The sequence below is a fragment of the bacterium SCSIO 12643 genome (assembly GCA_024398135.1).
Lineage (GTDB): Bacteria > Bacteroidota > Bacteroidia > Flavobacteriales_G > Salibacteraceae > CAJXZP01.
The window spans coordinates 2,333,525-2,347,956 of the sequence record CP073750.1 but is presented as its reverse complement, the minus strand read 5'-3'; the positions used below and the strand labels follow the sequence as shown (position 1 = coordinate 2,347,956).

General features: G+C 36.3%; 13 protein-coding genes. 8 read left to right on the top strand and 5 right to left on the bottom strand.

Features of this window, described 5'->3' with window-relative positions; genetic code table 11:
* Positions 1 to 9: 9 nt before the first annotated feature.
* The 3 genes from KFE94_09960 to KFE94_09950 all read right to left on the bottom strand — a co-directional run bounded on the left by KFE94_09960 (position 10) and on the right by KFE94_09950 (position 5,174).
* A complete protein-coding gene (locus KFE94_09960) occupies positions 10 to 3,891 on the bottom strand; it encodes a carboxypeptidase-like regulatory domain-containing protein (GenBank protein UTW65005.1) in 3,882 nt (1,293 codons plus the stop codon).
* Between the two features lie 517 nt (positions 3,892 to 4,408).
* On the bottom strand, positions 4,409 to 4,810 hold the full coding sequence (locus KFE94_09955; GenBank protein ID UTW65004.1) for a hypothetical protein: 402 nt from the start codon (positions 4,808 to 4,810) through the stop codon (positions 4,409 to 4,411).
* Positions 4,811 to 4,814: 4 nt separating this feature from the next.
* Positions 4,815 to 5,174, bottom strand: coding sequence for a hypothetical protein (locus KFE94_09950; protein ID UTW65003.1), 360 nt, complete (start codon positions 5,172 to 5,174; stop codon positions 4,815 to 4,817).
* Positions 5,175 to 5,228: 54 nt separating this feature from the next.
* Here KFE94_09950 and KFE94_09945 point away from each other — a divergent pair, with 54 nt between their 5' ends.
* Entirely contained in the window at positions 5,229 to 5,648 is a 420-nt protein-coding gene (locus KFE94_09945) for a hypothetical protein (GenBank protein ID UTW65002.1), read from the top strand.
* Positions 5,649 to 5,700: 52 nt separating this feature from the next.
* On the opposite strand, the gene KFE94_09940 is transcribed toward KFE94_09945, so the two are convergent.
* Positions 5,701 to 7,005: an adenosylhomocysteinase gene (locus tag KFE94_09940; GenBank protein ID UTW65001.1), complete on the bottom strand. Its 1,305-nt coding sequence runs from the start codon at positions 7,003 to 7,005 to the stop codon at positions 5,701 to 5,703.
* 45 nt (positions 7,006 to 7,050) lie between these two features.
* Between KFE94_09940 and KFE94_09935 the strand changes: the two genes are divergently transcribed.
* The 6 genes from KFE94_09935 to KFE94_09910 all read left to right on the top strand — a co-directional run bounded on the left by KFE94_09935 (position 7,051) and on the right by KFE94_09910 (position 10,881).
* The gene (locus KFE94_09935) at positions 7,051 to 7,692 is read left to right on the top strand and encodes a 4'-phosphopantetheinyl transferase superfamily protein (GenBank protein ID UTW65000.1); all 642 of its coding nucleotides are present in this window, start codon (positions 7,051 to 7,053) and stop codon (positions 7,690 to 7,692) included.
* An 84-nt stretch (positions 7,693 to 7,776) separates the two neighbouring features.
* The gene (locus tag KFE94_09930) at positions 7,777 to 8,517 is read left to right on the top strand and encodes a geranylgeranylglyceryl/heptaprenylglyceryl phosphate synthase (protein UTW64999.1); all 741 of its coding nucleotides are present in this window, start codon (positions 7,777 to 7,779) and stop codon (positions 8,515 to 8,517) included.
* 44 nt (positions 8,518 to 8,561) lie between these two features.
* A complete protein-coding gene (locus KFE94_09925) occupies positions 8,562 to 9,179 on the top strand; it encodes a methyltransferase domain-containing protein (protein ID UTW64998.1) in 618 nt (205 codons plus the stop codon).
* A 1-nt stretch (position 9,180) separates the two neighbouring features.
* On the top strand, positions 9,181 to 9,642 hold the full coding sequence (locus KFE94_09920) for a DUF4268 domain-containing protein (GenBank protein UTW64997.1): 462 nt from the start codon (positions 9,181 to 9,183) through the stop codon (positions 9,640 to 9,642).
* A 112-nt stretch (positions 9,643 to 9,754) separates the two neighbouring features.
* Entirely contained in the window at positions 9,755 to 10,555 is an 801-nt protein-coding gene (locus tag KFE94_09915; protein UTW64996.1) for a sulfite exporter TauE/SafE family protein, read from the top strand.
* Positions 10,556 to 10,572: 17 nt separating this feature from the next.
* The gene (locus tag KFE94_09910; GenBank protein ID UTW64995.1) at positions 10,573 to 10,881 is read left to right on the top strand and encodes a rhodanese-like domain-containing protein; all 309 of its coding nucleotides are present in this window, start codon (positions 10,573 to 10,575) and stop codon (positions 10,879 to 10,881) included.
* A 72-nt stretch (positions 10,882 to 10,953) separates the two neighbouring features.
* On the opposite strand, the gene KFE94_09905 is transcribed toward KFE94_09910, so the two are convergent.
* The gene (locus KFE94_09905) at positions 10,954 to 12,978 is read right to left on the bottom strand and encodes a M3 family metallopeptidase (protein ID UTW64994.1); all 2,025 of its coding nucleotides are present in this window, start codon (positions 12,976 to 12,978) and stop codon (positions 10,954 to 10,956) included.
* 99 nt (positions 12,979 to 13,077) lie between these two features.
* On the opposite strand from KFE94_09905, the gene KFE94_09900 reads away from it, so the two are divergent.
* Positions 13,078 to 14,421, top strand: a complete 1,344-nt coding sequence (locus KFE94_09900; GenBank protein ID UTW64993.1) for an NAD(P)/FAD-dependent oxidoreductase — start codon at positions 13,078 to 13,080, stop codon at positions 14,419 to 14,421.
* Positions 14,422 to 14,432: the final 11 nt, after the last annotated feature.

Below are 14,432 nucleotides of genomic sequence, written 5' to 3'. Positions count from 1 at the left end.
ACTTCCTTCTTAGAAAGTCAATAATACACCGATTCTTGTTCTTCTTGGAAGGTTGTAATTTGCTGGGTCATTAATTTTCATTGAGTACTGCTCTCTAAATGATTGCTCATCAATTTGAGATTGAATATCTGTCTGGTATCTCGCATCAGTTAAATAACCATCATCAGACGCTGATCCAGTATATCTATATACTCTACGTACATTCAAGTTGTTGAATACATTAAACATTTGAAGATATACGTTCATTCTCATTGGGTGTTTGCTACCTTCTGCTAAAACGAAATCTTTATCAATTCTTAAGTCCATTTTAAACTGCCAAGGTAATCTTGATCCATTTACAGTTCCATCTAATGTTGCTGATCCAACGCGAGTAATATAACCTTCACCTGTCACAACATTTTGACGAGAATATGGTGTTCCTGAACCTACATTAAAGATGAAGTTCGCACCCATTCCTTGTAACCATTTAGCATTAGCTGGTCCACCCCAGTTTTTACCCATACCAAATCTATAATCGAAGTTTGCAACGATATTATGTCTTTGGTCATAATTTAAAGGAGTGGTACTTCTTAAACTTTGTCTTCCTGATCTCACCAAGTTAGAAGCACTAAATGCATCTGACCCTGTACCTGCAGCAAACTGTAAAGTATATGAAGCAGTAAGACGAATATTTTTAGTTCTTCTTAAATCATATGATAAGATTAATCCTTTAATCGTACCGAAATCAATATTTCCATAAGTTAAATATGTTCTTGGGTAAGCATTTTGTAAACCTACAACTTGAACCATATCACGCAATTCACGGTAGAATGCTTCTAATGTAATAGATGAACTATTCGTTACTCTTTGTTTGAAACCTACTGCATAATCAATAGTTTGAGAAGGCTTCAAATTTGGATTACTAACTACAGTTGAATTGTTTGCAGCATCCATGTAGTAATAATCTATAATATTCAATCTCGCGATAGATCCGTTTCCTCTTGCTGTTGGTCTTCTAGTTAACACATCGTAGTGAGCGAAGAACAATGCGTCATCATTAATTGGGAAAGAGAATGCGATTCTTGGCATTACATTCACTTGTGGTGTATAATCCTCAAATGAATTTACATTAATATCAGAAGAACGTGTATTCTCTTTATCCACTAATAATGGAGCAATACCAGACGCACCTACTAAAGCTTCTGAATTTTCAATTTCCACACCTTCACTGTTATACCAGGTTGATCCATCACGGTAACCAGTAATCTCAGTTGGGTTTTTCACATTGTCTACATAAACAACATAATCAGAACCAATATTTCCAGGAATGCTATAGCTTCCTTCCATATTTGCTGCTAATTGTTGAGCTTCATCCTCCCCTGCTTTTACTGTTGGGAATAACACGTACTCATCTTTCAATACACTTTGATTTAAATCCAATCTATCTACACGGATACCTACGTTAAATACCAGGTCATCAAAAGCATATTTATCTTGAATCCATCCTGAAACGTAGTTTGGTCTAAATGCATCAACTGGTCTGGTATAATTTCCAAACTCATCTGTTTGCTCAAAGAAGTCATTTAATGTAGTACTTCCTGTTGTTTGGTTACCATATGCATCATAACCATAATAAGTTACAAGGTTGTTACCGTTATTTAATAACTCAGATGCACTAAAGTAATCGATGCTTAATTGCTCTGGTTTTAAGCTATTAAAATCGATAAAGTCATTTCCATCAGTATTTAAACCTAAAGTTCTTCTTAAGTTGTAATCAAAGAAAGACTGCGCATCTTCGTTGATTTCACCTCTATAAGCACCAGGAGCAGCATTCAATCTATCATAAGAAACTGTAGTTGCCGTTTGCTCATTTGTTAAAATCGGATTCATTTCATCCAAGTTTTGCAAGTGAGAGTTTGCTCTCAAGTTACCAATTGTCCATAAACCACGTGGAGCAATTGAATATGCACGGATTACCCTTTGCTCATATTCGAAACCTACAGAAACAGCGTGTTTCTTAATATCAGCAGATCCCATTAAACTCACACGATATTGTTGGGTTTTTGCTTTTCTTGAGTTATTTGAAACTTGTGCTGGACTATACCATACACCATATACTGTTCTAGCAGCAGTTCCATTTAAGTAACCTCCACTGTTCAAAATATTTTCTTGATTTCTTAAGAAATAGTTTGCTTCATTTCCAGTAATTTGTCCATCACCATCTTCATCTCTTGAAGCCAGGTCTCTATCATAAACTGGGTTGCCATTTTCATCATATCCTTCCCATCCAAATAATTTATAATAATTAGATGTATAAGATGCCATCTCAGGATTTGCAGCTCCAGGAGTAAAACCAATTAATGTATCCTCAAATGTTTGTTGAATATTGTAAGTACCTTGAGTTACCCATTGTCCGTTTCCTAAATACAATGAATCTCCAGCTAAATTAGTTAACTCATACTGTCTTTGTTGGAATCTTTTAAACTCTCCAACATAACCATAGTCCCAATATTTATCACCGTGAACTGCATCACCACTTTTTTCATTTCTTTCGTTATAACCGAACTGAATACTATAGAATGCGTTATTGATGCTTGATTTTTTATTCTCATCAGTATTATTGTTACCGAATCTTTGTACAAATCGACCAAACACCCTCCAGTCATTATTATTGATTTGAGCATTATGATCATAGTTAAATAACGAGTTGTCATAATAATCACCCGAACTAGAACCTGAACTTAATCTTGTACTTCCTCTAAACTTAGAAGAGTTGTATGAACCACCAAAAGTTAAGTTTGTTGTTTTACCTGTATTGAAGTCTAACTTACCATTTAACACATAAGTTCCACTTGCCACGTTTTGTCTGGTTTTCACTTTTTCAAACGAATCCATTCTTAACAACTCAGCATTTTGAATTACCTGACCAGAACCTGGCACAACAGTTACTGGGTTTGCTTTAATTTCTTCTAAAACATCATCTTTCACTTTCCACATTCCAATTGCTGAAGGTGCATTATCAACCACATGTGTATAGTTACCTGACACGAAGAAACCAATAATTGGTTCAGTCTTTTTACCAGTAGAATCTTTTTTCATTAATAAAGGTCCTGATAAAGATCCTTCCACTACGTTATATCCGTAAGGATCCAACCCTACCATATTATCTCCAAACTTCCAACCAGAAGTTAAGTACTCTACAGCTCCGTGATACTCAGCAGAAGGTCCTTTTGTTGTGATACTAATTACACCACCGGTAACATCACCATACTGTGCTGGCAAACCACCTGAAATTACAGAGATTTCACCGATACCATTTTTAGGTAAATTCGATGAACCCACTACCTTCATACCATCAATGAAATAAACGTTCGCATCAGAACGTGCACCACGAATATTCAAGTTACCCGAACCATCATCCGCAGAATAAACACCCGCAGTATTTTTTGCTACATCAGTAGCAGAACGAACCGCCATGTTTTTAAAATCCTCTTCAGATACTGTTTGCTTAACTGTCGTATTACCTTTATCTATAAGCTTGTTCTTATATGCTACTTTTACGAAGTCCTTCATCTCAATAGAAGTACTTTGCATTTTCACATCAACGAACTTGGTTTCCTCAGAAGTTACTACAATACCCTCAAGGGCGATTGGTTGATAACCAACATAAGAAGACTTTAAGGTATACGTTCCTGGTGGAATTGGCTTAATAGAAAAATTCCCGTCAAAGTCAGTTTGTCCCCCTGTCACACGCACACCATTCTTTTCCAGAATAATGTTTACGAAAGCTAACGGTTCACCCGTCTGCTTATCGATAATCTTACCTTTGACCTCACTTTGCCCTGCTTGAGCCATCGCTCCAACAGAAATCACCACAGCCAGAATAAATAATGATAGTAATTTTTTTAACATAGTTTAATATTTAGTATCTCGAAAATGTATTTTCCCAAAAATTAAAGGGCGTAAAGATATATATTTCACAAACTTTAGCAAATATATTTTAACCCTCCAAACAACCTTTATTTTCAGGACTTTGCGCCAATTTACCGATAGATTTTTTATCTGAAATTTGAATTATTGAATCCTCAAGCATCGATTCATCAATTTAAAGTAAACATAACGTTAATAAAATTTAACAGCATCGAGGCGAAATTCAAGAGGTAATTCGTCCATGTACACTAACAAATTAACCTTCTATATCATCCTCTTTTCAAACTCAAATCGTATCAGCAGATAAAGAACGCTCTTCAGTTAATTTCACGAAATTTCAATTGAATGGTTGGGTTAACATTTTTTAAAAGCTGGTTTACATTCTGTTTACACACCCGAAACAACCACATAAACACAACAAAATCAACAGGTTAAATAAATCAACTCATTACAGACTACAAATCAATAATCAAAGTTGTTTTTTTTATATGAACGGTAACTAATATTTGGGTCTGTTCAGAATAGTATCATGAATAATCATCTGCCTCAGATCATATTCAACATCGATTTGCTCTTCTAAAACTTCATCTTTAACCACAGGTGGTTTCTTAACATGTTCAAACGCACTATGAGACTCATTTTCATAATCTCTCTTAGGGGCTACATTTTTAACTGATTCCTCTTCAAAAACAACCTGAGGCTCCTCTGTATACTGCTCTGTTTTTTGCACGCAAAATTCATCTTCAAATTGCTGAATAATATCATTAATTCCCCACGAACCATCTGCCTCTACCTCTTCTATTTCTTCACTACCCTGTCTTTTCTTCTTTAGCCAATTAAAGACAAAAGAGATCAACATGATTAAAGCAATAACCCAGATTTTAGTTTCCGCAGTTTCCATAATACTATCTTCGTTTAAACCATTTTTCCCAAAAAGGAGCTCCCTTGGATTTTCGATTTCTATCGGATCTCTTTTTGTTTTGCTTCATCGATTTCCGAGTTTTTTTGGATTGCATTTTTCGATACTCCTTTTTGGCCTTCTCGTCCGCTTTTTGTGCATCCTTCTCCTTCTGAGCAGCTTTCTTTTCCTGCTCTTTTTTGGTTGGAGGTTTAGGAGCTTTCGTTTGCGCAGAAACAAAAACCGGAAGCATACTCATAATAAAAATCAAAACTACTTTTCCAAAACTCTCTTTAACACGCATACCGGATTTTAACAAATCTTCTACAAAAAGTTCAACTATCTTTGCAATAATTAAAGCTAACAAAGGTTATCTTTTTTCTCTTCAAAGAAAACGAAAATTAGACAAATGAATATCAAGATGTTTAAATTATTGATAATTCTTTCTTTCCTACCATTCTTTTCAGAATGCTCAAAGAACAATCCCAATACGGTTATTCCAAACGTTTTTGTTGATGTCACTATAAATATTAATGAGCCCAGCTCGTTCGATCTTCAGCCGGTAGGAGGTTGGTTATATATTAACGGAGGATCAAATGGATTAGTCATCTATCATTCTAACGTTGATGAATTCAAATGCTTTGACCGCCACTCTACATATAATGTAGACGCGTGGTGTAAAGTTAATGTAGATTCAACAGGATTTAAATTAGTGGATCCATGTAGTGGTTCAGAATTTTCTGTTCTGGATGGCTCGGTCATCAAGGCGCCTGCAACGATCGGATTAAAACAATATCCCACAACTTTTGACGGGACATTCATTACAATAAGAAATCAATAAAAAAAGCCTTCTGGAATTCCAGAAGGCTTTTTCATTTTAATATTTATCCAGATTAATATCTGTATTCATCGCTCTTATAAGGCCCCTCAACAGACACCCCAATGTAAGCCGCTTGTTCCTCATTCAACACATCCAATTCCACACCAATTTTAGCCAGATGTAATTTAGCCACTTTTTCATCTAAGTGCTTTGGAAGCGTATAAACTTTATTCTCATATTTTTCAGGAGTATTCCATAACTCAATCTGCGCCAATGTTTGGTTCGTGAATGAGTTTGACATCACAAAAGACGGATGTCCAGTTGCTAAACCAAGATTTACCAATCTTCCTTCAGCCAATAAAATTACATCCTTCCCATTGATAGTATACTTATCCACTTGAGGCTTGATCACATCCTTAGTATCACCATGATTTTTATTTAACCATGCTACATCAATCTCATTATCAAAATGACCGATATTACAAACGATACATTTGTCTTTCATAGATTCAAAGTGTCTACCTACAATAATATCTTTATTACCAGTAGTCGTGATCACGATATCTGCTTCCAAAATGGCGTTATCCATTTTCTTCACTTCATACCCTTCCATTGCTGCTTGTAATGCACAAATTGGATCAATTTCAGTTACAATAACTCTCGCTCCTGCCCCACTGAATGAAGCTGCTGTACCTTTACCTACATCTCCATAACCTGCAACTACAACCACTTTTCCTGCCAACATAATATCTGTTGCTCTACGAATAGCATCTACCGCAGATTCTCTACAACCATATTTGTTATCGAATTTAGATTTTGTTACAGAATCATTAACATTAATTGCAGGCATCACCAAAGTACCATTCTTTTCTCTTTCAATCAATCTGTGGACCCCAGTAGTCGTCTCTTCCGAAAGACCATTGATACCAGCTGTTAATTCTGGAAAACGATCAAAAACCATATTGGTCAAATCACCACCATCATCCAAAATCATATTTAAAGGTTTCCCATCTTCGAACGCATGTAATGTTTGCTCAATACACCAATCAAATTCTTCTTCATTCATTCCTTTCCATGCAAAAACAGGGACTCCTGTTGCAGCAATAGCCGCGGCAGCCTGATCTTGAGTAGAAAAAATATTACATGATGACCAGGTCACCTCAGCACCTAATGCAGTTAAAGTTTCAATTAAAACCGCAGTTTGAATGGTCATATGTAAACATCCCGCAATTCTAGCTCCTTTAAGCGGTTGTTCATCCTTATACTCCTCACGAAGCGCCATCAATCCAGGCATCTCAGCTTCCGCCAATTTTATTTCCTTTCTTCCCCAATCCGCAAGAGAAATATCCTTTACTTTGTAATTATCTGTCTTTACCATACTACAATTGCTTTTATTAAAAACGGGTGCAAAGATAATCGATATATGAAGTTTATTAAAAATAATATCCTATCGAATGGTTCGCGATTGATTATAGTGCAATTAGATTTAGATATTATTGACCATGTTTGGGATATCAAATTATCTCCTGAAGAATTACACAAGTATCGTACGATCTCACATGATAAGCGTAAATGCGAGTTTTTAAGTATTCGTAAAGTCATTCAAACTATATACAACGAAGAAGAATACATTTCATATTCAAAAAACGGCAAACCTAACCTGGCTATTTCCGGGCATAAAATTTCCATATCCCACTCTGATGGTTTACTTGGAATACTCATTCACCCTGGTGTTGAAGTAGGAATAGACCTTCAGGTCATCACACCCAAAATTGCTCGAATTAAACACAAGTTCATGTCTGAAGCAGAACTGATTTCAAGTAAAGAACTAGAAAATCAAATGATCGTTTACTGGTGTGCCAAAGAAGCCCTTTTCAAATACTATTCCAAAGGAAATGTAGAATTTAAAAGCAATCTTTTCATTGAGCCATTCAATATGGATTCTTCGGGAGAGCTTTGCGGACAAATTCATATGCCGGATATGGACACCTCAATTCCTATGAATTATGAATTAATTGGAAATACAATGATCGTTTACACCATGGAAAAACCAACTTCAAGTTAGCTACAGCTTAGTTTATTAAAAAGTTGTGGAAACACGGCTTCAACCAGACCAAATTCAACACCTAAAAATGGTTATACTTGCAATATGATTCTTACGGATATAGAACATATTTCGCGTAAAAAGAAAAAGCAATTGGCGGTTTTAATCGATCCTGACAAAGGAAGAAAGGAACATCTCTCAAAGATCGCTGCTATTGCCAACGAGACTAAGGTAGATCTTTTTTTTGTTGGTGGAAGCCTTATGGTAGGTGATGAAATGGAAGAAACTATATCCGCTTTAAAAAGCCTTACCAATATTCCAATTGTTCTATTTCCCGGAAGTCCGTCTCAACTGTCTAATCAAGCAGATGCATTACTTTTTCTGTCTTTGATTTCAGGAAGAAATGCAGACCTTTTAATCGGGCAACAAGTCATTGCTGCTCCCGCTATTAAAAAGTCGAATATTGAGGTTTTACCCACCGGATATATGCTAATTGATGGAGGTCGCCCAACAACAGCTTCTTACATCAGCAACAGCCAACCTATTCCAGCCAACAAACCTGAGATAGCAGCGGTAACAGCCATGACTGGTGAAATGCTGGGTTTAAAACTCATTTATGCAGATGCTGGAAGCGGAGCTGATTTCCCTGTAAGCGGTGAAATGATTAAAGCGATAAAATCCTCTATTGATATTCCGTTGATTGTGGGGGGAGGAATGAAATCTGCAAACGATGTAAAAAATGCATTTCAAGCCGGAGCAGATATTGCCGTTATCGGAAATGCTTTTGAAGATCAACCGGAACTACTCAATGAAATTTCTAAAACCAGATACGCAGATTACATTTAAACCTGGGATTCTCAAGTATTGACACATAAAACACATACACATCTATGAGCTCATCAAAAGAACATTGGGATAACGTATACACCAACAAACCTCATGAAAAGCTCGGATGGTATGAAAAGGATTTATCCCCTTCAATTGAGCTGCTAAATCTTGCGGATTTAAAACCTTCCTCACGAATTCTTAATGTTGGAGCCGGAAGTACTGTGTTGATAGACTATCTACTAGAACAAGGCTATGAAAACTTGATTGCTACTGATATTAGCGAAGTCAGTCTGCAAAAATTAGAATCAAGAGCTGGGTCAAAACATGTGGAATATATTGTTGATGACTTAACTCATCCCAATAAGCTAAATCACATTGCCGCGGTGGACCTTTGGATAGATCGGGCAGTTCTTCATTTTTTTACTGAGGAAAAAGATCAAAAGACATATTTCGATTTATTGAAAAAGCTTATTTCTCCAAAAGGATTTGTCATCATTGCGGAATTTAATCTGGAAGGCGCATTGAAATGCTCTGGTCTGGACGTTTGTAGATATGATACACAAATGATTGCCCAAGGTCTTGGTTCAGAATTTGAACTTATTAAAAATTTCGATTACACCTACACCATGCCTTCGGGAGATACCCGGGAATATATTTACACCTTATTCCAAAGAAAATAAGATGTATTCTAAAGAAGAGGAAAAAGCACTACGTTCTGCCTTTTGGGGAACTCTAACTCAAAAAATTCAGAAATACCGTTCCGCTTCAGGGAGGAGAATCAACTGGTTTAAATACCCCACACACTTAAACGATATTTACATCCGTGTTGAAGCAGATCGATTTGGTTGTCGTGTGTGTATTGATCTTCAATTTAGAAATCCTGGAATTCGCGAACTTTTTTACGAGCAATTTTTAGAAACCAAGACTGTTTTTGAAAATTTAATGGAAACTGAGGTTAAATGGTATCCCAGTTATACACATTCGTACGGGACCGAAGTTGCCAGAGTTTCTGTAGAAAATACTGAGACTAATTTATTTGTTCAGGAGGACTGGATCACGATGCATAATTTCATCATTACTCATCTTAGAAAAATAGATGAATACTGGGTTGATTTTGGTGATTTATACACATCGCTTAAATAATATCTACTCCATCTCCGGAACTATTTTTTAATTCTTATTCGGTTTGTGCTGAATATCACAATACACTGTATTTTGCAAGAGTACATTTGCCGGATAAACCAAATACATTCGAGTGGATTTACTGGTCATTATAGGATATATTTCTTCAGTTTTAATTGGCATCTCTTTAGGCCTTATTGGGGGTGGTGGTAGTATTTTAACCGTTCCCGTTTTGGTCTACTTGATTGGAGTTGATCCTGTTACTGCTACTGCATATTCCCTATTTGTTGTAGGCGCTTCAAGCTCTGTAGGGTCTATAAACTATTTCAAAAAAGGGCTGGTCAATCTTAAAACAGCGGGTATTTTCGGACTTCCTGCAATCCTATCTGTATACTCTACCAGAAAGTTTTTAGTTCCTTTAATTCCTGAACAGTTGTTCACTATTGACTCTTTTATTTTCACTAAAGAAATGGGAGTCATGGTATTGTTTGCGGTCTTAATGATCGCTGCTTCTATTTCTATGATCAGAGGTCGAAAAGAAGCCCATCAAGAAGAAACCAAACAAGAATTCAACTATGCACTCATTCTTTTAGAAGGAGTTCTGGTTGGAGTTCTAACAGGTCTGGTAGGTGCGGGAGGCGGATTCTTGATTATTCCAGCATTGGTAGTACTTTCAAAACTCCCTATGAAACAAGCCATTGGAACTTCACTCCTGATCATTGCAGCGAAATCATTAATTGGATTTTTGGGAGATATTTCAAATCGAGAAATTGACTGGACATTTCTACTCATATTCACTTCTATTTCCATTATCGGAATATTTATCGGAAGTGCGTTATCCAACAAAATTTCCGGAGCTAAACTAAAGCCTGCATTCGGATGGTTTGTCCTCTTAATGGGGATTTTTATTCTAACAAAATCATTAATCAATTAGTAAAAAAGTAACTTGATATGTTTGATAATATAAATGCTGAAGATTTTCAAAGAGAGATTGATAACAATCCAGACGCAATTATTTTAGATGTGAGAACTGATTACGAATTTGAACAGGGACATCTGAAAAATGCAGTTTTACTGGATTTTTTCTCATCAAATCTGGAAGCAGAACTAAATAAACTAGATAAAAGCAAATATTATTTGATTTACTGTAGAAGTGGCGCAAGAAGTTATTCTGCATGTAGTATCATGTCTAGTAATGGATTTGTAAAGGTAGCCAACCTCATGGGCGGAATCATCTCATGGCATGGCGAAATTGTGTAATAATTGATATTTAGAGAAAAGAAAAGGGCATTGAAAATTCAATGCCCTTTTTTTATGATTCTAATACCTGATCTACATTAATCCCGCACGCTTTAAAAGCGCATCTACTTTTGGTGCTCTACCTCTAAAACGCTCGTATAACGTTGACGGATGCTCACTCCCCCCTTTACTTAATACATTGTCATAAAAAGATTGCGCAACCTCCTGATTGAACACACCTTCTTCCTTAAACTTTTCAAACGCATCGGCATCTAAAACTTCAGCCCACTTATAACTATAATACCCCGAGGAATAACCTCCTTTGAAAATATGCGAGAATTGACAACTTGTACTTGCTCCATCAACCCTAGGCATCAAAGCTGTTTTTTCCAGAACCTCTTTCTCAAATTCGAAAACATCTACTTCTCTTTCTTCTGAAAGCGTATGCCACCCCATATCCAGATAACCAAAACTTAATTGACGCATGGTATTATACCCTTCTAAAAACTGCTGTGATTTTACAATCTTTTCAATCTCTTCATCCGGAATCATTTCCTGCGTGCGATAATGACGTGCAAAGAAATCAAGCGCTTCTTTTTCGTAACACCAATTCTCTAAGATTTGAGATGGTAGCTCTACAAAATCCCAAAATACACTTGTACCACTTACACTAGGATATGTGCATTCTGAAGACATTCCATGCAATGCATGTCCAAATTCATGAAACAAAGTGGTCACTTCATTAAATGTCAATAGTGCCGGCTTTAATGCCGTTGGTTTAGAAAAGTTACACACGATAGAAATATGCGGGCGGTAATTTTTCCCTTCTTTCTTATACTGACCTTTGAATGACGTCATCCAGGCACCCTGACGTTTCCCTTTTCTTGGAAAGAAATCTGCATAAAAATATGCCTTATGTTCTCCATCACGATCTAAAACCTCATAGGTCAATACATCATCATGATACACATCAATATCATCGCGTAGGATAAAATCATAACCATATAAAATACGCGCCACATTGAACACTCCATTTATGACATTATTCAATTCAAAATATGGTTTAATTTTTTCTTCATCCAGATTCAACTCCAGTTGCTTCAGCTTTTCAGCATAATAACTAAAATCCCAGGGTTGAATTTGATCAATTCCATCTTTCAATGCCAACTCACCAACACGTTTTACATCCGCTTCTGCTTCTGGTTTTGATTTCGCTAAAAGATCTCCCATAAAATCTTCCACAACCTGTGCCGATTTTGCCATTCTACGCTCTAGCACATAGTCTGCATGAGAATCATACCCCAGTAAATGGGCTCTTTTAATACGCAAACCTGCAATCTCTTTAACAATGTTCTGATTGTCAAAATCATTACCCTTACAAGCTTTTGTTGCCGAAGCCATGTATAAGGTTTCACGTAAATCCCTGCGTGAAGAATACTTCATGAAAGGGATAAAACTAGGATACTGTAAATTAATCACCCATTTTCCTTCATCACCTGTTTCTTTGGCCGTTTGAGCCGCATATTCCACTACACTTTCTGGTAATCCATCCAGATCCTCTTCATTTTCTAAAACCAATTTATAACTATTGGTTTCAGCCAACACATTTTCTCCAAACTTCAACGATGCTTTGGATAACTGCTCATCAATCTGTCTTAATTCCTGCTTTTGTTCTTCATTTAACAAAGCGCCATTTCGCACAAACCCCAGATAAGCTTTTTCTAAAACCGTTTGTTGTTCTACATTCAATTCAAAATCATCTTTTCGATCCCAAACGGACTTTACCCTCAAAAACAATTCTTCATTTAAAGCCACATCATTTCCATATGCGGTTAACTTCGCTGAAAACTCAGGAGCTAAGGCTTGAATTTCATCTGTAGTTTCTGCAGAATTTAGATTAAAAAATATTGAGGATAATTCTTGAACACCCTGCCCAATAAACTCTAACTTTTCAATTGTGTTTTTAAAGTTCGGTGTATCATTTTGCTTCAACAAAGCATCTAACTCTGCCTTCGCATTTTCAATCAGTTTTTCCAACTCCCCAACAAAAGAACTGATATTCAGCTCACTAAATTTAATTAATTCTTGTTGCGTGACTTTAGTTACAGGTAGACTCATATAAATATCATTTTTTCGACTATCCAAACAACCTACTTTTATACAGTCGTAAAGACAGAATGCAAATGAAAATAAAGTTTTAATACTAAATCAAGAATCATGGGAAATAAAAAGCATCAAATCGTTATCGTTGGCGGGGGCACCGGAGGTGTTATGGTAGCCGCACAACTTAAAAGAGCTAAAAACAGCTTAGACATCGCTATTATTGACCCAACAGATACGCATACATATCAACCGGCCTACACATTAGTTGGAGCAGGTTTAATGGACTATAAAGACACACTAAAACCAGAAAAAAAGCTGATCCCATCCGGGGTAAAATGGATCAAAGAAAAAGTTGCAGATATACAACCTGAAAACAACACAGTACTTCTTGAAAATAAAGATACTGTGACATACGATTATATCATCGTGGCAGCCGGAATTCAAATCAATCTGGATGGCATTAAGGGTCTTAAAGAAGCTTACGGAAAAAATGGCGTATGTTCTAATTATATTGATCCGGAATATACCTGGGAAGTCATGAAGAAATTCAAAGGGGGTAATGCTTTATTCACACAGCCTGTAACTCCAATTAAATGTCCTGGAGCTCCTCAAAAAATCATGTATTTGATGGGAGATTATGTAGATCAGCATCAAATTCAAAATGAAACAAACATCATTTTTGCCACCCCTGGAACAATGATTTTCGGTGTTCAACCATTTAAAGATGAACTGGAACGCTACTTGAAAAAATATAACATCAAGCAACGTTACGGTTATAAACTGGTAGAAATTGATGGCGAGAAAAAAGAAGCTTATTACGAACGTTTAGAATTACCTAATGGTAGTGATCAATATGTTGTGAATGACGAACGTAATGTGGCAGGATGTATGGGTTACATTTGGGAAGACGGAGTAAAAAGAGAAGTTCAGGAAGTAAATTCTACATTCCAAATGGAGAAAAAAGGCACCCGATATGCTATTAAATATGACATGCTTCATTTAGCACCTCCACAATCTGCTCCAAGTTGGTTTCAAAAGACAAAATTGGCCAATCAGGAAGGGCCGAATAAAGGTTGGATGGCAGTGGATAAAAATTCTCTGCAATCAAAATTTTATACGAATGCTTTTGGAGTTGGTGATATCACTGATTTGCCAACAGCACGTACCGGAGCTGCAATCAGAAAACAAGCTCCTGTAATTGTAAAAAACATCTTAAATTTAATGGCAGGAAAAACTGCTGATAATAAAAACTATACAGGTTATTCTTCATGTCCACTTGTTGTCTCTCCAAACAAGATGTTATTAGCCGAATTTGGATACAATGGAGTAAGAATGTCCGACCCAATTTTGAGTAAATTCTTTGACACCGGAAAAGCCAGTTATCCTATGTGGATTTTAAAACGACACGGTCTTCCATTCATGTATTGGAACATGATGATGAAAGGATATGATTTTTAATAACAAAAGCT